At 38.3% G+C, this 17016-nt stretch carries 20 protein-coding genes; 2 read left to right on the top strand and 18 right to left on the bottom strand.

What is annotated here, in order from left to right; translation table 11 throughout:
- Position 1: 1 nt before the first annotated feature.
- The 16 genes from TZ94_RS04760 to TZ94_RS04830 all read right to left on the bottom strand — a co-directional run bounded on the left by TZ94_RS04760 (position 2) and on the right by TZ94_RS04830 (position 12291).
- Entirely contained in the window at positions 2 to 664 is a 663-nt protein-coding gene (locus TZ94_RS04760) for a thiamine diphosphokinase (protein ID WP_045614710.1), read from the bottom strand.
- The gene (gene rpe / locus TZ94_RS04765) at positions 627 to 1283 is read right to left on the bottom strand and encodes a ribulose-phosphate 3-epimerase (protein WP_045614712.1); all 657 of its coding nucleotides are present in this window, start codon (positions 1281 to 1283) and stop codon (positions 627 to 629) included. Before rpe ends, TZ94_RS04760 begins: the two co-directional genes overlap by 38 nt.
- A 10-nt stretch (positions 1284 to 1293) precedes the next feature.
- Positions 1294 to 2172: a ribosome small subunit-dependent GTPase A gene (gene rsgA, locus TZ94_RS04770; protein WP_045614715.1), complete on the bottom strand. Its 879-nt coding sequence runs from the start codon at positions 2170 to 2172 to the stop codon at positions 1294 to 1296.
- A 1-nt stretch (position 2173) separates the two neighbouring features.
- Positions 2174 to 3046: a 16S rRNA (adenine(1518)-N(6)/adenine(1519)-N(6))-dimethyltransferase RsmA gene (gene rsmA, locus TZ94_RS04775; RefSeq protein WP_045614717.1), complete on the bottom strand. Its 873-nt coding sequence runs from the start codon at positions 3044 to 3046 to the stop codon at positions 2174 to 2176.
- 30 nt (positions 3047 to 3076) lie between these two features.
- Positions 3077 to 4495, bottom strand: a complete 1419-nt coding sequence (locus TZ94_RS04780) for an SseB family protein (RefSeq protein ID WP_045614719.1) — start codon at positions 4493 to 4495, stop codon at positions 3077 to 3079.
- A 133-nt stretch (positions 4496 to 4628) separates the two neighbouring features.
- Positions 4629 to 5192: a ribonuclease M5 gene (gene rnmV, locus TZ94_RS04785; protein WP_045614721.1), complete on the bottom strand. Its 564-nt coding sequence runs from the start codon at positions 5190 to 5192 to the stop codon at positions 4629 to 4631.
- The gene (locus tag TZ94_RS04790) at positions 5189 to 5962 is read right to left on the bottom strand and encodes a TatD family hydrolase (protein ID WP_045614808.1); all 774 of its coding nucleotides are present in this window, start codon (positions 5960 to 5962) and stop codon (positions 5189 to 5191) included. Before TZ94_RS04790 ends, rnmV begins: the two co-directional genes overlap by 4 nt.
- Before the next feature lie 139 nt (positions 5963 to 6101).
- On the bottom strand, positions 6102 to 6953 hold the full coding sequence (locus tag TZ94_RS04795) for a tyrosine-type recombinase/integrase (protein ID WP_347228080.1): 852 nt from the start codon (positions 6951 to 6953) through the stop codon (positions 6102 to 6104).
- A gap of 48 nt (positions 6954 to 7001) precedes the next feature.
- Positions 7002 to 7241, bottom strand: a complete 240-nt coding sequence (locus TZ94_RS10145) for a hypothetical protein (RefSeq protein WP_347228081.1) — start codon at positions 7239 to 7241, stop codon at positions 7002 to 7004.
- 62 nt (positions 7242 to 7303) lie between these two features.
- Positions 7304 to 7513 (bottom strand): hypothetical protein, encoded by a 210-nt coding sequence (locus tag TZ94_RS04800; protein ID WP_045614723.1) that lies wholly within the window; start codon positions 7511 to 7513, stop codon positions 7304 to 7306.
- A gap of 52 nt (positions 7514 to 7565) precedes the next feature.
- The gene (locus tag TZ94_RS04805; protein ID WP_045614725.1) at positions 7566 to 8417 is read right to left on the bottom strand and encodes a rolling circle replication-associated protein; all 852 of its coding nucleotides are present in this window, start codon (positions 8415 to 8417) and stop codon (positions 7566 to 7568) included.
- A 217-nt stretch (positions 8418 to 8634) separates the two neighbouring features.
- Positions 8635 to 9201 carry a hypothetical protein gene (locus TZ94_RS04810; protein WP_045614726.1) on the bottom strand — a complete coding sequence of 189 codons (567 nt, stop codon included), beginning with the start codon at positions 9199 to 9201 and terminating at the stop codon, positions 8635 to 8637.
- Between the two features lie 11 nt (positions 9202 to 9212).
- A complete protein-coding gene (locus tag TZ94_RS04815; RefSeq protein WP_045614728.1) occupies positions 9213 to 9578 on the bottom strand; it encodes a hypothetical protein in 366 nt (121 codons plus the stop codon).
- A 149-nt stretch (positions 9579 to 9727) separates the two neighbouring features.
- Positions 9728 to 10150, bottom strand: a complete 423-nt coding sequence (locus tag TZ94_RS04820; protein WP_045614730.1) for a sigma-70 family RNA polymerase sigma factor — start codon at positions 10148 to 10150, stop codon at positions 9728 to 9730.
- Between the two features lie 197 nt (positions 10151 to 10347).
- Entirely contained in the window at positions 10348 to 11850 is a 1503-nt protein-coding gene (locus TZ94_RS04825; protein ID WP_045614732.1) for a hypothetical protein, read from the bottom strand.
- Between the two features lie 3 nt (positions 11851 to 11853).
- On the bottom strand, positions 11854 to 12291 hold the full coding sequence (locus TZ94_RS04830) for a hypothetical protein (RefSeq protein ID WP_045614734.1): 438 nt from the start codon (positions 12289 to 12291) through the stop codon (positions 11854 to 11856).
- Between the two features lie 144 nt (positions 12292 to 12435).
- Here TZ94_RS04830 and TZ94_RS04835 point away from each other — a divergent pair, with 144 nt between their 5' ends.
- Together TZ94_RS04835 and TZ94_RS04840 are read left to right on the top strand one after the other, a co-directional pair.
- On the top strand, positions 12436 to 12768 hold the full coding sequence (locus TZ94_RS04835; protein WP_045614737.1) for a helix-turn-helix domain-containing protein: 333 nt from the start codon (positions 12436 to 12438) through the stop codon (positions 12766 to 12768).
- Between the two features lie 297 nt (positions 12769 to 13065).
- A complete protein-coding gene (locus tag TZ94_RS04840; protein ID WP_045614740.1) occupies positions 13066 to 14910 on the top strand; it encodes an APC family permease in 1845 nt (614 codons plus the stop codon).
- A gap of 184 nt (positions 14911 to 15094) precedes the next feature.
- Here TZ94_RS04840 and rpmH read toward each other — a convergent pair whose 3' ends face one another.
- On the bottom strand, positions 15095 to 15229 hold the full coding sequence (gene rpmH / locus TZ94_RS04845) for a 50S ribosomal protein L34 (protein ID WP_000831905.1): 135 nt from the start codon (positions 15227 to 15229) through the stop codon (positions 15095 to 15097).
- Positions 15230 to 15373: 144 nt separating this feature from the next.
- Entirely contained in the window at positions 15374 to 16588 is a 1215-nt protein-coding gene (locus TZ94_RS04850; protein WP_045614743.1) for a pyridoxal phosphate-dependent aminotransferase, read from the bottom strand.
- Between the last annotated feature and the right edge of the window lie 428 nt (positions 16589 to 17016).

The raw sequence follows: 17016 nt of genomic DNA on the forward strand, positions 1-17016 counted from the left end.
CCTATCTCCTGTCCTTACTATGCAGTACGACCACATAGCCATCTGGGCATGTTACCGAAACTTTCCTATCTATATATTCGTTAGAAGCGTACACTTTTTTAAAGAAAAAATTCTCCTCTGTCAACTCATACTTGGCACCAAGAATGGTCAACTGGCTATCCCGAACTGGCATAAAGGCTAGATAATCGTAGTCTGAACGGGGCTCTAGCTGATTGGTCCCTTCTGGGCAATAGCTAATCAAGTTTTGCCGATCCTCAATCTCTATTTGGCGCATATAGGGTGCCAATTTGGGATTACTGGGTAGAAAGACATTGGCCAGCATATGATCGATGCGACCACCTAGGGCACCAAAAATGGTCACCTGAGCCTGAGGATTCTTTTCAAAAATCGTTAAGAGGGCTAGTTCCAGATCGGTATCATCTTTTTCTGGCTGGGCTTGGACAAAGTGCTGGGCATGTTTTTGAATCAACTGACGTTCTTCTACAGTCACAGAATCAAAATCCCCAACTGCTAAAGCAAGAGGAAGTTTTTCCTCCAGTACCCAAAGCGAGCCTCGATCCACACCAACAAAGCAGCCAAAATCTGTCCGGTAGTGACCACGGTCTCCACCAGCAAAAACTGCAGTTTTAGTCCAGTTGATTTCTGAGAGCTTGCACTCGTTCATTGACATCTCCCTTAAATACATAAGAACCTGCTACAAAGACTGTTGCACCAGCTTCCTTGGCTTGAGCAATGGTTTTATCATCAATCCCACCATCGACTTCGATTTCAAAGTTCAAACCCTTCTCCTCACGAAGTGCCACCAATTCACGTACCTTATCCATGGTTTCAGGGAGAAAAGCTTGCCCACCGAAACCTGGGTTAACCGTCATGACCAAAACTTGGTCAACTAGGTGAAGCACGTGCTTAATGACTTCAACAGGCATACCTGGGTTAATGACAACCGAAGGTTTAACACCGAGAGAACGAATCTTTTGAAGAGCCCCGTGGATATGAGGAGTTGCCTCGACATGGATGCTGATAATATCCGCTCCTGCACGCGCAAAGTCTTCTAGATGATGTTCAGGATTTGATACCATCAAGTGGCAGTCAAAAACCATCTTGCTATGAGGACGAAGAGCCTCGACTACACCTGCACCAAAGCTGATCTGAGGTACAAAGTGACCATCCATGATATCGATATGGGCGTATTCTGCCCCAGTTGCTTCTAGGCGTTTGATTTCACGTTCAAAGTTGGCATAATCCGCCGCCAGAATTGACGGAGCAATCTTGTATTGAGACATAGGTTTCTCCTTATTTTGGAATTTTTTTGCTGACTTTTTTATAGGTTTCTCTGCGATTTTCAATCTCACTGAGGAATTGCAGGTAGTTGTCAAAACGGAAGGTTGCAATGATACCCTCTTCTACAGCTGGCTTGACCGCACAGGACGGCTCATGGGTATGGGTACAGCTACGGAACTTGCAGTCTCGACTGATACTAGCAATCTCTGGAAAGGCCTGATTAAGGTCTTCTGCTGTTGATACTTCATAATCCAGAGATGAAAATCCTGGTGTGTCTGCGATTTTCCCGCCATTGAGATTGTAAAAACTAACAGCTCGAGTGGTATGACGACCACGACCCAGACTATCAGAGATTTCTCCCGTCTCTAGATTAAGGTCAGGTGCGATTTTATTAAGGAGGGTTGACTTTCCAACACCTGTCTGCCCCATAAAGACTGTCACTCTGTCTGTCAACAAGGGTAGGAGCTCCTCTTTACTAGTCACAAAATCGTAACCAATAGCACGATAGGTTTTCTCGTAGAAATCCAGTTCTCTCCTATCCTCTAGTAAGTCCATTTTAGAAATATAAACGATAGGATGAATGCCCTTATGCTCCAAAAGGACCAAGAAACGATCCAGCAAGTTACTGTTGAAATCTGGTTCTTTAACCGACATGATAACCACAGCTTGGTCAATATTGACAATGGGTGGGCGAACCAGACTATTTTTTCGTTCGTGAATCTTGAGAATATAACCTTCGGAATTTTCCTCCGCAGAAAAATCTACCCAATCTCCAACATAGGGCGTATGCCCCTTTTTACGAAAATTTCCACGCGCGCGTGTTTGATAAACCTGACCATCACTCTCCACATAGTAGAAGCCGGCCAAAGCTTTAATGATTTGTCCTTGCATCTTAGAGTCCTTGTCCTTTAAGCGCATCTGCTAGACTAGCAAATTCTTCTAAGCCAAGAGCTTCACCGCGTACACTCGGGGATAATCCTGCCTGGTCCAAAGCCTTAGTCAATTTATCCTTGATTTCATCAGTTTTGCCAAAGTATCCTGTTAAGTTGTTCCACAAAGTTTTGCGACGATGGGTGAAACTAGCCTTGGAAACCTTAAAGAAGAATTTCTCGTCTTCCACTGCTACAGCCGGTTCTGGGCGACGTACCATTTTCAGGATAGCTGAGTCTACATTTGGTGCTGGCACAAAGACCGTACGAGGTACGATAAAGGCAACCTTGGCGGTCATGTAATACTGAACTGCAATCGACAAGCTGCCGTAAGCCTTGGTATTTGGCTTAGCAGAGATACGATCTGCCACTTCTTTTTGCATCATAACCACAAACTCACTAAAAGGAATGCCACTTTCAATCAAGTGCATGAGAATAGGCGTCGTGATATAGTAAGGCAAGTTGGCTACTACCTTGATTGGCAAATCAGGATTTTTGAAATTCTGGATATGTTGCGCCAAGTCAACTTTGAGAATGTCCTCGTTGACTACGGTCACATTGTCAAAATCCCGCAGGGTATCCTCTAGGATTGGTACCAAGCGGTGGTCAATCTCAAAAGCCATGACTTGAGCAGCACGCTCAGCCAAAAACTCCGTCAAGGCACCAATCCCGGGCCCGATCTCAATGACATTGACCTGGTCATCAATCTCAGCCGTATCCACAATTTTTTGAAGGATATTGGTATCCGTCAGGAAATTTTGCCCGAAGGACTTTTTAAAGGTAAAACCGTGACGCTCCAGCACTGCCTTGGTCACGCTATAATCTGCAATTCTCATTTATTCTCTTTTCTAATATTGAAAAACTTTCTAACCGTTAGCTCTGCCTTCTAGTTCCTCACTGAGCTTTTGCATTTCTTTAAAAGCTGTTAGGCTAACATAAGCACCCGCTTCATAATACTCCGTTGGATTAATGGCATAGTCAAAAACTTCAATCATGCCTCCCGCTTCTTCAATCATGCCATTCCATTTTTCGTCAAAGACCATTCGCAGACGTTTCCAATCGGTAAATACTGGCACAGAATTTCTGCCATCTTTTCCTTCTTTAACTGGAATGTTAAAACTAGAATCTTTTTCCAAGACAAAGGAATTTCCTTCCTGACTATCGCCCTTAAATTCCGAAGCCGCATCTAAAGGAATTAAGAACTTTGCTTTCGGCATAGCTTCAGAGAAGAACTTATAATAGAGTTTATAAAGTAATTCTTGCTCTTCCGTAATCGGATAATCTAGTTGCCCCATCAACAACATCCATCTTACCAAGTCAGGGTTCATTACAGGAACTTGTATTTCTGGTAAATCAGAAAAATCTGGTTTTTGGACTAAGGCTGAAGCACTGATGCTAACTTCCTTGGAATTAAAGATTGATCCCAAGGCACCATTTAAGTAAAAGGCTGTCCCAAGGAAATTCTCAATCCCTTTTTTATCTTCCGTATTTTCAATCAGTTTTACGACTGAGTTTGGTCGACTATCAATGGTTTCCTTGAATTGGCGATACCAAGATGGTGTCAAAAGCATGATCATGGGATCAGTACATAGGTATCCCTCTTCTCCCCTGTCATAGGTCGTTGAGAAAAGATAGGGTTCGCCTGTTTTTTCTGAATAAACTGCATAAACAGAATCTGCTGCTAACAACTTATCCTTGACAATTTCTGCTAGACGCTCCAACTTGCGGGTGTTAGCTTGATAGCTTTCTTCACTTTCAGTTTCCTGATTTTGACGGCATTTCCATAAAAAGAGACGTAAAATCTCTACACTGTCATCAAGGCTAGCTGCCAAATAGTCTTCATTTGTCAACTGACCCTCTTGGATGGCTACAAAAGCACGATAAAGAGCATCTGAATAGCTAGATAATTTTTGCTCTTCCTCAACACCTGAACTAAAAAGCACACTTCCTTTTTTCAGTTTATCCAAAGAAGGAATCCTATCAACCACTAGATGGGCAAGCACTTCATCAGTTAGACTATCTGCATCTTTGTTTTGACTGCTGAGTTTTTTAACCTCTACAGTACCAAGAACGTCCATTCCTTGGTCAGGATTGCAAAACTGCAACTGATCCCCAACCTTGAGACTACCTTCTAGACTCCCAACAATCAATAATTGATTCGTTTCCTTCATCGGGAACAAATCTAGCACACCCACGCAAGTATTGCCTTTCGCCTCTTCTGCTTCCTTATTGGATTCAGTTGTTTTTGTTGCTTCTGTCTTTTTTAAAAAATCAAAGATTCCCATAACTTTCCCTCATTGTCTCCACTTAGCACAAATCCTATGGAGTTACTTTTCTAATGCTTGCAAGCAAGCCTGATTATACCGTATATGCTTACTTCTATTGTATCATATTCCCCCTACATTTTGGGGGAGTTTCTCAATTCTCATACGATTTCATAACATCTTCAACTTCTGCTAAACTAATGCCAAACAATTCCAAACGTTTAAGAAGTTGTTTACCATTGGAATAACCGATACGTAGACTTTCTCCTAGATATTCTCTGCGTTTTCTGCTATCTGCGCCTGCTAGAAAACCCAAGCGAATCAAGTCACTACGGCTAATATCAAAGTCACTTTCTACTTCAAACTGCTCTGTGACTTGTTCTAGTGCTGTTTTCAAGTCTTCGTAACTGGCATGTTCGATTCCTAGAGAACGCCCCTTGGTCTTGGACTTAGGCACTGCCTCATCACGTCTAAGAAAGGCGTGTTGAACTGAAGGGATGGCCGTCATAATCATTCGACGAATGCGTTCTCCGTTAAAGTCAGGATCTGTAAAGACAATCACCCCATGATGTTGGTGTAGACGTTGGATTCGTTCAAGATCCTGTTCATTGATAGCCGAGCCACGAGTCTCATAGGTCTCCACATCAAAATAACGTTTTAGATTTGCCGTATCATCGCGCCCTTCGACTACGATGACTTGGGAAATTTTCTCTTTCATGATTTACTTTCCAATCCAAAGATGCCTTCTGCATTGGCACTGGTCGCAGCAGCTAATTCTTCTGTCGTCATGCCACGCAAATCTGCAATAAAGTCCACTACATAGCGCGTGTAAGCTGTCTTGTTTTCACGGCCACGTTTAGGAACAGGAGCCAGGTAAGGGGCATCTGTTTCTACCAAAATCTTATCCAAAGGTAACTCTTTGGCTGCTTCCTGAATGTCTGTTGCCTTTTTGAAAGTCACCACCCCAGAAAAGGAAATAGTCATACCTAACTCCACAAACTTTTCAGCCCACTCCAAAGAACCTGAGAAAGAGTGCATGATGCCACCACGGGGACCAACGCCCTCACTCTTAATAATCTCATAGGTATCTTCTAGCGCGTCACGGGTGTGAACCACAAAAGGCAAGTCCAGTTCCTTAGATAGCTGAATCTGACGACGGAAAACTTGTTCCTGCACTTCTTTAGGGGCTGTCATCCAGTGATAGTCCAAACCAATCTCACCCAAGGCAACAACTTTGGGATGTTTTAGTTTCTCCAACAGGTAATTCTCAACATCCTCTGTATAGGTCCCTGCTTCTGTCGGATGCCAACCAATCGTCGCATAGAGTTGGTCATACTTGTCCACCAATTCTAGAGCACGCTCAATAGTCGGTTTGTCAAATCCAACAATATTCATTCGAGTCACACCCATTTCAGCTGCTAAGGCTATTTCTTCTGCTTCTCTTCCTAAAAACTCTTCCACATTCAAGTGGGTATGTGTATCAAAAATATCCAAACTAAATTTCCTTCTCTTTCCTCAATGTTCCTTAGCTACCAAAAGAAAAGACTTTCTCTCTTCTATACTTCCCTATCTTTCCCCTATTTTCTATTCACTTTGGTTAGTACTTGGTTAGTTCTATGGTTAGCATCTACAGATGAATTTGATTAAGTTTCTCTCTCAATTCATCTTGTATATTTTTTGTTACATGACTATAGATCCTTAAAGTGATAGATTCATCTCTATGTCCAACTCGCTCCATAATAGCCTTTATGGGTATCCCTAGTTCAGCCAATAAACTAATATGCGAATGTCTAAGCATGTGAATATTATAGGATCTGTGCCCACCCAACACTACTTCACAAATATTTTTGATAAATCTATATAACAAAAGCTGTCTCATAATGTTACCTTGCTCAGTCACAAAGATGAACTCCTCATCAAAACAGTTCCTACGAAAGTACTCGATAATATCCAAGCAACGTTCACTTAGTACTATCGTCCGGACAGAGCCTACTGTTTTCGTTGTCTGTAAGATTCTCTCATCATATCCATGAGCAACATAATCTATTGTATGATCAATTGTTAAAAGATTCGCTTTGAAGTTTACATCTTGATAGCGAACCCCTATAAACTCTGCAAAACGAAGACCAGTTAAAAAGATAAATTCCATTGCCAAAGCATAACGCTTATCTTTATTGTGACTTTCACAATACGATAAAACCTGTCCTAGTTCCTCTCTACTAATGAAATTATCCTTTGCTTTTTGCAACTTCTCATAGTCCGCTTTCTGCTTCGGAATTACCACCCCTTTAACTGGTGAGTCAGAAATATATCCGACCTTTACAGCATAATCAAAGATACCATTCAAGTATATTTTTCGATTTTTTCTTGTTGAATTTTGAACATTCAAATTCATTAGATATGTTTGAACTAGCTGAGTGGTGTAATCTGATATTCTCAAATTTCCTACTGCTCCCATGAATAGCTCTAAACTTTTCATCTCACTTCTATAACTAGAAGATTTTATCTCACTGGAACGAATCGTTTTTCATTCTTCCAATAGTTGACTAAAAATCATTTCTTCTAGTTGTTTCTTTTCGACTTCCTCTTTTGTAGGAGCGGTTAGAAGTTTTTCGATTTTTAGCGCTAAACGACGTTTTGCTTCTGCTTGAGAAACTCTAGATTTTGATTTTAGAGTCACAGAGACTTGCTTCCACTTTTCCTCTCGTTCATGATAGAATTTCTCATAATAACGGTATTTACCATTATCCAATTTTTTAAAAAACATTTCTTCTCCTTGTACTTTTAAAGCAAAGGAAAGCTATGTAGCATAGCTTAATTATAACATAACTACATAGCTTCCTCATATTTCTTTTGTTTATAAAGCAGAAATTCCTTATAACCTTCAACATTTATATATACTCTCTTATGAGAAGGCTTCAAAATGTATCCTTGGAATTTTTCATTTCTTCGCATTTCTGTTAGATCATTGTTTAAGGTTTTTAACGGAACATCAAATAATTCCGTAATCCCTTTCTTGCTTTTATATATATTTTCCATAAATTTCTCCTATTTTTGATATAATAGGGATGGTAAAAGACATTCTCTTTTATTACCTACTTAGCTTGTCAGTTGCTCCGCCAAAAGTGTCTGACAAGCTTTTTATGTTATCGTAAAACTCGGTAGTATATTCTTTCACACCATAATGAGTTTCATGTTTTGTGGTACGTGAAAAAGTCGGAGGACTGTTAATTTTATAAGTCTTCATAAGTTCAGCCTTTGTTGTTGTAATTTCCAAAGGCTTTTCAATTCCTCTGCTTGTACGATAAATACGAATTCCTTTTGGATACATGTATAAACGAGCTCCTTTTACAATAGATTTATTTTGTGAACCCTCATCACCTATCTGCAAATTAGATAAATAAGCAATCAAATAATTCCCAACCTTATCAGCTCTCTTTAACCTCTTGGTCTTTGTAAAACCTTTCCCCCACATCTTAGCAAGGTCATTGTTAGGAATTGTTAGTTCGGAATCGTTCTTTAATAACACATGCAAATGCCACCTTCCACTAGCTTGTGGCTCAATGACCGTAATATAATCAACATTTCCAAACTGATTACGAATGCGTCGAATGAACGCTTTGAAATCCATGTAAACTATAGCCGGATCGGTAACATGGTCTCGATAAGTCAACGTTATCCATAACTGGTTGATACCTCCCGTAAAATTATGAGATACTAGACGGCGTAGTTTTTTCATAGTCTGTTTAGTAGACTTCAAATTATCGAATCGTGTACTACTGGAAGTATCCATAGCGTGAATTTCTCCAGTCTCAAGATTTACGTAACGCTTGCCCTCTATCACTTTGATAATTTGTTCTTGTTGACCGTTGGCGGTAGTCATTTCAACGGTATCACCATAAACATAGGCTTTAACCAATTTATTGGGAAAAATTTGATTCATAATGTCTCCTTTCGTTGTGCTAATGTTTGACGCTTATCAAGTTAATGGGTCAAACTAACGATGTTTAAATTTATTCCATGGTTTATTGACAGTAGGAACCCTAAGATTATAAAACTGATTGTGTTGGCACGGTGAACAAAGTTCCACCGTACCACCACAACCAGTCTAATTCATCTTAGCCTACTGTCAACAACTTTCACGGTATAAAATTAACCATCTAAGACCACGGATGCTTCAGTTTGAACAAAGCCCCCTTTATCGTTCGTTTATCTAAGTCATTACATATGATGAATGCTAGATAGCGCAACCCACCCTTTACATATAGATCAGCAAGACCATGAAGAGCATATTTCTGCAAATAAAAGATCCAAGTATCTTTTATTCTTAATAGAGCGTCTGGATCTATCTCTCCAAAAATTTGAAACCGAAAAACTACACACCTAGCTCCAAATTCTTGAATTCCCTGGTTATCCATTGTACCTATAGGAACTCTTTCATCTGCTACGTGCACTCTCTGGACCGACTTGCTTCCATCGGCTTGAACAACTTCCTGAGCTTCGTAAATTGGAACTAGTGTATATGCAAACTGATTTTCCTGAATATTTTCTTTCACTAATTCTACCAATACATTTTGAGTAGAATCTAGAAATCTATTCCAGTTTTTTTGATTTTCTTCTATCTGGACTTTCCTCTGGTACTCCTGAAGTTTTCTGCCACAAAGATGACAAACTTCCTTAATACCTTCAAAAATCTTCATAGGTATTTCTTCGATAATCGACGGCATATTGACCTCCTTTAAAGTTCGACAACTTCATTGACTTTTGCAATCAAACTAAGCTGGTTACGGTACTCTCCATATACAACTGCCTTCTCAATGTCTACAATTTCTACAGTTGTGATCATTGGTTGATACGAGTCGTAATCCTTCATCGATGCTAGTGGAACTTTTACAGTGAGTTGCTCTCCAATATTATTTTTTTCGTTTGGATAGTCACTGTCATCAGAAAAGATAAGTACGCCCACTTTTACCCCTTTTTCAATTTCTGAACCAGTTTCACTTTTTTCTATCCACATTGTGGCAGAAATAAAGCGCAACTCTTTTTGAGCAAAGAATAACGAAGCGTTGAACTCTGTAAAATATGATAAATTCTTAAGTGTCATAAGTCAAAACCTTCTTTCTATATGTAAAAGCAAATCGTCTACTTTTAACGAAATAAATACTGTGACGATTACAGATAACAACATTTTAAAATCACCTCCTTGCTTATAAGGAGAAATTTTAAAAGAGTTCGGAGTAGATTATGAAATTATTAATCTATTAATTCTTTTCGTAGAATCTCTATAATACGCTCATAGTGTCTTTTGACAGTTTTGTCACTAAGCCCAACTTCCTTTGCAAGATGCGAGAATGATTTATTCTCAAAAACAACTCCAAACAGAATTTCTCTGTCTCTGTCGCTCAGCAAACTCTTAATAGCATCGTTTATAATAGCAATTTCTTCTTTTTTTATTAAGAAAGACAATGGGTCATTATAATCTGCTATCGTATCTAATAAAGAACCTGTGTCACCTGATCTACTATCTAAACTACGAAGACCATAAGAACGATCTTTTCTACATGAATTCTCATAGGGCTGGTTTAGTAAGTTATCTACCTTTTTCCAATCGTCAGTAAGTAAAGCTCTTTGAATTGCTTCTTCTCTACGTTGTTCTACTTTTGTTAAATCTACCATATGTTGGTACCTCCTGGGGATTTACCAACCATACAGAGTTTGTCTTCTCACGCTATCGCCAGTGGAAAATACTTAGTAGTCATTTTAGATAGAAACAGTCAGATGTATAAAAAAATAGCAGTTATACAAAATCGTATAACTGCTATGCATTTACTATATATAATTTCAAATATATTTTCAGTTTTTTATTCACTCAATCATTCATCTAAACGATAAAGAATTTTTTTGTCTGACTGGTTTTCAATAGATCCAAAAATAATACGATCTTTATTACTGTCACCATTTTCTTCACCTTTAATAGCAACACCCGCAGGAATAAAATTAATGTAGTTTGATGGAGTAACTGTTTCCCAATTAAACTCTTTCCCAAATATTCCAATCCCACTATTATCAGCATTCTTTTTCACATCATGTATTATTCGTTCTGCTGATCTAGAACCTATCCAAGTCAGTACTCCTTTTTCATCAATTTTTATCCTATTCCCGATACCTTGATTTTCAGGAACTCCCCAAGTTCCAACTACAGTAGAAAAATCTCCTTTTACCAATCCATCAATATTCATAATGTTTTCATTTTTAACATCAGCAAACTGTTTCATCTCATTTTCTCTAAAAAATACTATTGACGGACTCTCAAAATATTCATCAAAATGATCTGTCAGCGTTAAAACATCTCTGTCTATAACAGATAAACGTGGTACTCCATCTGGTAATTCGAAGATATCATAAAGAAAAGTATTTTTTGTCGCTCCAACAGTCTCTCCAGATTTTATAATCTGTATGTTGTCTCCATCAACTCCATCTACCTCTCTGCCAATATCTCCATTAGCGTAAATCGGTATTACCCATTGTTCAGTCTTTTTCCCGAAATCACCAGCTATAATACCATCATGTACGGAAGAAAATTCAATGACTCCACGTCTTGTACTTCCATTAAAAACCGACTCACCTCTACCTTCCGAATATACTTTAAATGAATGCCCATCAGGATTTCTCCAATTACCAGCAATTGAAGAGAAATTACGATTTTTGATTTCATCAATATTAAGATTTGATTTAATTGGTGTAGGTTGTTCATTCATTTCATTTTTTCTATGAAAAACAGTATAATTAATTGCATTTGGTCTTCCATAACCTTTTTCCTTAGGTTTTTCATTTTTCTGAAAAACCAGAGTGTCTTTTGTTATTTTTTTCGGTATATCATATTTGATAACATTCTCATTCTCTCTTGAAAAGTCAAATCCTACTTCATCTCGGTTGAACTCTGATTTTCCTTGGAAAAAATATAAATTTCTATCAGATTTACTATATTCTTGCTCTCGACCCATTTGGCCACCTGCATATAGATTACGTTCTTTTCCTTCAACTATACCTTTTACGTTCATGACTAAATAGCCTTTATCAAAAGTATTGTCATTTGCAACAACTAAACTTCCCTTATTTTGTAATTCTTTATTATTATTAAATACTTTAGCATTTCCCTCCTTATCAATTGTCAAAATCATTTGATTTTCATTTTTCCCCACTTCACTGTACCACGTACCAGATAATGTTTCAAAATTCCCTGATACAATATCAGATTTACTTAATTCCTTATTTACTGATTCAATTTCTACAAATGAATCCTTTGAATCTTTAGAATAGCAACCTGATATAATTACCACTGATAGTATACTTAAAAAAATTTTGACAAGTTTCATATTCTATTCTCCTAAAAAATTATTAAATTCATCTTTTGACATATACTGAGGGCTAGGCATTTTAGGTATTCCTTCAATACCTTCAATAATCTTTGAAACAACTTCTAAGGCAATCCAATTAAAATTGGTCTGCTTTTCAATTTCTTCATTCATATTTCTCCACTCTGTTGGAACCATATACGAGGGATCTTCTGGGAGTTTCGGATAGGTTCCTTTTTCAATAATTTTAGAAAGAAAGCCGTATTCTCCATTCGGCAATGTTAGTAACACATAACCAACATTTCTCTGGTACAAGTCCGATTCTGTCGTAAATAAAACTTTTCCACCATTATTTTTTGCAAAATAATAATGAGCTTCTAAGCTACCTAACTGAGAATATTTCTTCTCACCATTTCCCATGTCCCACTCTTGTAATTTATACACAACTATTTCTTCTGTCATATTACGACTCCAATTGTATTGTTTTTTATCTATTTTAACACAAAATTGTATGGTTTGCTATCCTTCATTGTCTTTTTAGATAGTTAATTGTACTTAAAAAATCATATAAAGGATAGTAGAATAATACAAAAGAGGAAATTACGGATGGAAGCTAATCAATTACAAAAATACATAGCAGTACGTATAAGAGAATGTAGAAAAGAACAGAATCTTAGCCAAGAACAATTATCCAATCAAGCAGGGCTAGGTGTTAAAGCAATACAAAACATTGAGAATATGAAATATGATTTTAAAATACACACACTTGAAAAAGTGCTTACTGCTTTAGGACTGACCGTAGAAGACTTCTTTAATTTTCCACTCTCAAATAATTACGTCCCTATAACTACATTGATTGATAACATCTCAGATTTATCTCACACAAAAAAATTAAAAATAATTTCTTTGTTCAATGAAATTGTCAAAAATATAGATTAAAAGAGGAACTCTCAATGAATTCCTCTTTTTGTATGCTACTTTAACTTTCCTTTGGTTAGTTTTATGGTTAATTTATACCTTAATAATGTCAAGAGTCCTTAAACTGTACTCCAAACACTCTAGATATGTGTATCAAAAATCATTTATATTCCCTCGTTTTTTCTACCTTCTATTATACCAAAAAACTAGTCGCATCCTTATAGGAAAAAATATTTTAAAATCACTCACTTTTTCTTGACGACTTATTTTCATAGCAGTATAATAACTCTTGTTGAAAATTTCAGAAAAGGAAAGAAAATGTTTACAAAACTAAAATATACCTTTATTGGTCGTCCTCTTAAGTCCTTAACTGAAGGCGAGGGAGGACTACTTGGAAAAACACAAGCACTTGCAATGCTCTCAAGCGATGCCCTTTCATCTATCGCCTATGGACCTGAGCAGGTCGTCCTTGTCTTGGCTAGTCTTTCTCCCCTCGCTATTTGGTGGAGTCTTCCTATCGGCATTTTTGTCCTCTTGCTATTAGCTAGCTTGACTATATCTTATCGACAAATCATCCATGCCTACCCTCAAGGTGGAGGTGCATATATGGTTACTCGAGAAAACCTCTCCCCTGAGTTAGGTTTGATTGCTGGGGGAAGCCTGCTTGTTGACTATATGCTAACAGTAGCCGTATCCGTGGCTGCAGGGGCTGATGCGATCACAGCAGCACTTCCTGCCCTTCACCCTTACAACCTCCACATCTCCATTTTTCTAGTATGTTTGCTCATGCTTTTGAATCTGCGAGGCTTGAAGGAATCTGCTAGTTCTCTGATGATTCCTGTCTACCTCTTTATCTTTAGTACGGTCTTCCTCTTATTGTTTGGTCTCTTCCAGCTATTGACAGGTTCTCTCAGCTATCATGCAACTTCCGCAATTGGTCAAACTGTCCCAAGTCTCTCAATCGTCCTGATTTTAAGAGCCTTTACTAGCGGTTCAGCTTCATTAACCGGGGTTGAAGCCATCTCAAATGCTGTTCCATTTTTCAAGACTCCCAAAGAAAAGAACGCAGCTCAAACACTGACCATCATGTCTCTGATTCTTGGATTTCTCTTTGCTGGAATTACCTTCCTTAACTACTGGATGGGGATTACTCCTCAACACGGAGAAACAATCCTCTCACAAATGGCTAAAGGAATTTTAGGGGATTCAGCTCTCGGTCAGATTGTTTATTATCTCTTCCAATTTTCAACTGCCCTAATCCTAGCCGTCGCTGCAAATACTGGTTTTTCGGCCTTCCCTATGTTAGCTTACAATATGGCCAAGAACAAGTATATGCCCCATCTCTTTATGGAGAAGGGAGATCGCTTAGGATACTCAAACGGGATTCTAACCTTGGCCTTTGGCGCTATGATTCTTCTGCTCATTTTTAACGGAAATACGGAACGCTTGATTCCTCTTTATACTATTGGAGTTTTCGTACCTTTTGCACTTTCTCAAACAGGGATGATTCGCCATTGGAAAAAAGAAAAAGGTTCTCATTTCTTAAAATCTGCCTTTGCTAACATCCTCGGTGCTATCATTTGTTACGCTATCGTTCTTATCCTACTCTTCTTCAGACTTGGAGATATCTGGCCATTCTTCCCAATTATCCTAGTCTTAACCTTCCTCTTTTTGTCTATCCACAGTCATTACCAAAAGGTGGCCAAACAACTTCGACTTTATGAAGGAATTCAAAAGAAAACCTACGATGGTAATGTCGTCCTTGTCTTAGTAGGAAATGTTACTCGAGTCAGCGTTGGAGCGATTAACTACGCTCAAAGTATTGGAGATGAGGTTTTGGCCATGCACATTTCCACCAAAGAAACTGAAGCAAAAGACCAAGAAATCCTCCAAGAATTTGCCGACTACTTCCCAAATATCACTCTCAAAAATATTACTACTAGCTATCGCGATATCATCACACCTACAGTTCGATATGTTCGAAAAATCTCTCAAGAAGCCAAGAAAAAGAACTACACAGTTACAGTTCTAGTACCCCAATTTATCCCTAACAAACCTTGGCAAAATATCCTCCACAATCAAATGAGCCTCAAATTAAAATATGCTCTCAGATGGCACGAAGATGTCGTCGTTGCTAGCTACTCTTATCATTTGAAAGAATAAAGAAAAGCTCAAAATCAGAGAATTGATCTTCTGATTTTGAGCTTTTTTCTATTGATCATCTTTCCATGCAATCTTCTACAGTTTTCAGATTACATCAATTGCTATAGAAGTTTCTCTCTTTTAGATAAACAGAAAAGTCAGTAGGCTCGAGTTCCTACTGACTTCTTTGTTTCATTTGTTTGGATTATGCAGCCAAAACTTTGCGTCCTTTGCGACGACGAGCTGCCAATACGCGACGACCGTTTTTAGTTGACATACGGTTACGGAATCCGTGTTTGCGCGCACGACGAAGTTTACTTGGTTGATAAGTACGTTTCACGATGAATACCTCCTCATAGATTTTGTATTCGTTTAGCCGGCTATAAAGTGATCAGTTACTAAACATACTTTACTATTCTATCTGATTCTTACTTATTTGTCAATAGCTCTGACAAATGTTTCCAGCTTTTTTGCTATGAAAGCCTTATCTACGATACTGCTTCAAGAAACGAGTCATCTTCTCTTGGATTTGTGCCAACTCATCGACACGTGGTAGATAAACAATACGGAAGTGATCTGGTTCTTTCCAGTTAAAGCCACGCCCATGTACTAAAAGCACCTTTTCTTGTTTCAAGAAATTAAGGACAAACTGTTCATCATCGTCGATACGGTACATATTACGATCAATTTTAGGGAAGATATAAAGACCTGCTTTTGGTTTAACAGCAGACAAACCAGGAATATCTTGAATCGCATTATAAATAAAGTTTCTTTGCTCATAGATGCGACCACCTGGTAAGAGCAATTCATCCACCGACTGATGACCACCAAGGGAGGTTTGAACTACCTGCTGGGCAAGTACATTCGAACAGAGGCGCATATTTGAAAGCATATTGAGACCTTCAATGTAGCCTTTTACGTGATGTTTAGGTCCAGACAAGACCATCCATCCTACACGGAATCCAGCGATACGGTGAGATTTAGACAAACCATTCATGCTGACACAGAAAAGGTCTGGAGCCAAACTTGCTACTGGTGTGTGGACATTGCCATCCATAACCATACGGTCGTAGATTTCATCTGCAAAGATAATCAAGTCATTTTGACGAGCAATCTCAATGATATCTAGCAAGAGTTCTTTGGGATAAAGAGCCCCAGTTGGATTATTTGGATTGATCAACACAATAGCCTTGGTATTTGAACTAATCTTAGACTTGATATCATCTAGATCTGGATACCATTCAGCTTCTTCATCACAGAGGTAGTGTACGGCATTTCCTCCAGCCAAGCTAACCGCTGCTGTCCAAAGAGGATAGTCAGGCATAGGAACCAAAACTTCATCGCCGTTATCCAAAAGCCCCTGCATAGACATAACAATTAGCTCACTAACCCCATTTCCAAGGTAGATATCATCGATACCTACATTAGGGAAATTTTTTAGTTGGCAATATTGCATAATCGCTTTACGAGCTGAAAAGATTCCTTTTGAATCTGAATAACCTTCGCTATCTCGCGCATTCATAATTAGGTCATGAATGACCTCATCTGGAGCTGTAAAGCCAAACTCAGCTGGGTTCCCTGTGTTCAAACGAAGAATTTTTTCTCCATTTGCGCGCATGCGCATAGCTTCTTCCAAAACTGGACCACGAATATCATAAGCCACATGCTCTAATTTGATTGATTTGTTAAATTCTTTCATTTAAGTTCCTCTATTCATCAGGATAGTTAATATTATACCACTCCAAAACAAAATCGTAAATTGCCTAGTACTATTCCACAAAAAAACCTTGCTTAACGCAAGGTAACAGGACAAATCCGATTTCTTTCTATTTTTGGAGAAGAAAGAGTTGATAGGTTCTCTAAAAAGCTGGACAAATTGGACCAAAATCTTTTTAGAGAAACTCTGGTGATCGAAAACAAAGTCATTGTAAGGGTTGGTAACTGCATGAACAAAAGAATTTCTGCTTCTATTCAGCAAAACGCAAAGAAAAAATAAGTAGACTGACCAACATTAGGAATAATATTAGACTAAGCCGAGTCTAGCTGTAAAAATACCATCTCACTAACTTATTTCCTTGCCCTGTCAATTCATATTATACACTAAAATCTTTGCATTTTCAAACAGGT

It is taken from the genome of Streptococcus infantis, assembly GCF_000960085.1.
Taxonomy (GTDB): Bacteria; Bacillota; Bacilli; order Lactobacillales; family Streptococcaceae; genus Streptococcus; species Streptococcus infantis_C.

Bases quoted from the DNA above. Each gene is read 5' to 3' on its own strand.
- TZ94_RS04760 (WP_045614710.1), bottom strand. From the start codon at position 664: ATGAACGAGTGCAAGCTCTCAGAAATCAACTGGACTAAAACTGCAGTT.
- rpe (WP_045614712.1), bottom strand. From the start codon at position 1,283: ATGTCTCAATACAAGATTGCTCCGTCAATTCTGGCGGCGGATTATGCC.
- rsgA (WP_045614715.1), bottom strand. From the start codon at position 2,172: ATGCAAGGACAAATCATTAAAGCTTTGGCCGGCTTCTACTATGTGGAG.
- rsmA (WP_045614717.1), bottom strand. From the start codon at position 3,046: ATGAGAATTGCAGATTATAGCGTGACCAAGGCAGTGCTGGAGCGTCAC.
- TZ94_RS04780 (WP_045614719.1), bottom strand. From the start codon at position 4,495: ATGGGAATCTTTGATTTTTTAAAAAAGACAGAAGCAACAAAAACAACT.
- rnmV (WP_045614721.1), bottom strand. From the start codon at position 5,192: ATGAAAGAGAAAATTTCCCAAGTCATCGTAGTCGAAGGGCGCGATGAT.
- TZ94_RS04795 (WP_347228080.1), bottom strand. From the start codon at position 6,953: ATGAAAAGTTTAGAGCTATTCATGGGAGCAGTAGGAAATTTGAGAATA.
- TZ94_RS10145 (WP_347228081.1), bottom strand. From the start codon at position 7,241: ATGTTTTTTAAAAAATTGGATAATGGTAAATACCGTTATTATGAGAAA.
- TZ94_RS04800 (WP_045614723.1), bottom strand. From the start codon at position 7,513: ATGGAAAATATATATAAAAGCAAGAAAGGGATTACGGAATTATTTGAT.
- TZ94_RS04805 (WP_045614725.1), bottom strand. From the start codon at position 8,417: ATGAATCAAATTTTTCCCAATAAATTGGTTAAAGCCTATGTTTATGGT.
- TZ94_RS04810 (WP_045614726.1), bottom strand. From the start codon at position 9,201: ATGCCGTCGATTATCGAAGAAATACCTATGAAGATTTTTGAAGGTATT.
- TZ94_RS04815 (WP_045614728.1), bottom strand. From the start codon at position 9,578: ATGACACTTAAGAATTTATCATATTTTACAGAGTTCAACGCTTCGTTA.
- TZ94_RS04820 (WP_045614730.1), bottom strand. From the start codon at position 10,150: ATGGTAGATTTAACAAAAGTAGAACAACGTAGAGAAGAAGCAATTCAA.
- TZ94_RS04825 (WP_045614732.1), bottom strand. From the start codon at position 11,850: ATGAAACTTGTCAAAATTTTTTTAAGTATACTATCAGTGGTAATTATA.
- TZ94_RS04830 (WP_045614734.1), bottom strand. From the start codon at position 12,291: ATGACAGAAGAAATAGTTGTGTATAAATTACAAGAGTGGGACATGGGA.
- TZ94_RS04835 (WP_045614737.1), top strand. From the start codon at position 12,436: ATGGAAGCTAATCAATTACAAAAATACATAGCAGTACGTATAAGAGAA.
- TZ94_RS04840 (WP_045614740.1), top strand. From the start codon at position 13,066: ATGTTTACAAAACTAAAATATACCTTTATTGGTCGTCCTCTTAAGTCC.
- TZ94_RS04850 (WP_045614743.1), bottom strand. From the start codon at position 16,588: ATGAAAGAATTTAACAAATCAATCAAATTAGAGCATGTGGCTTATGAT.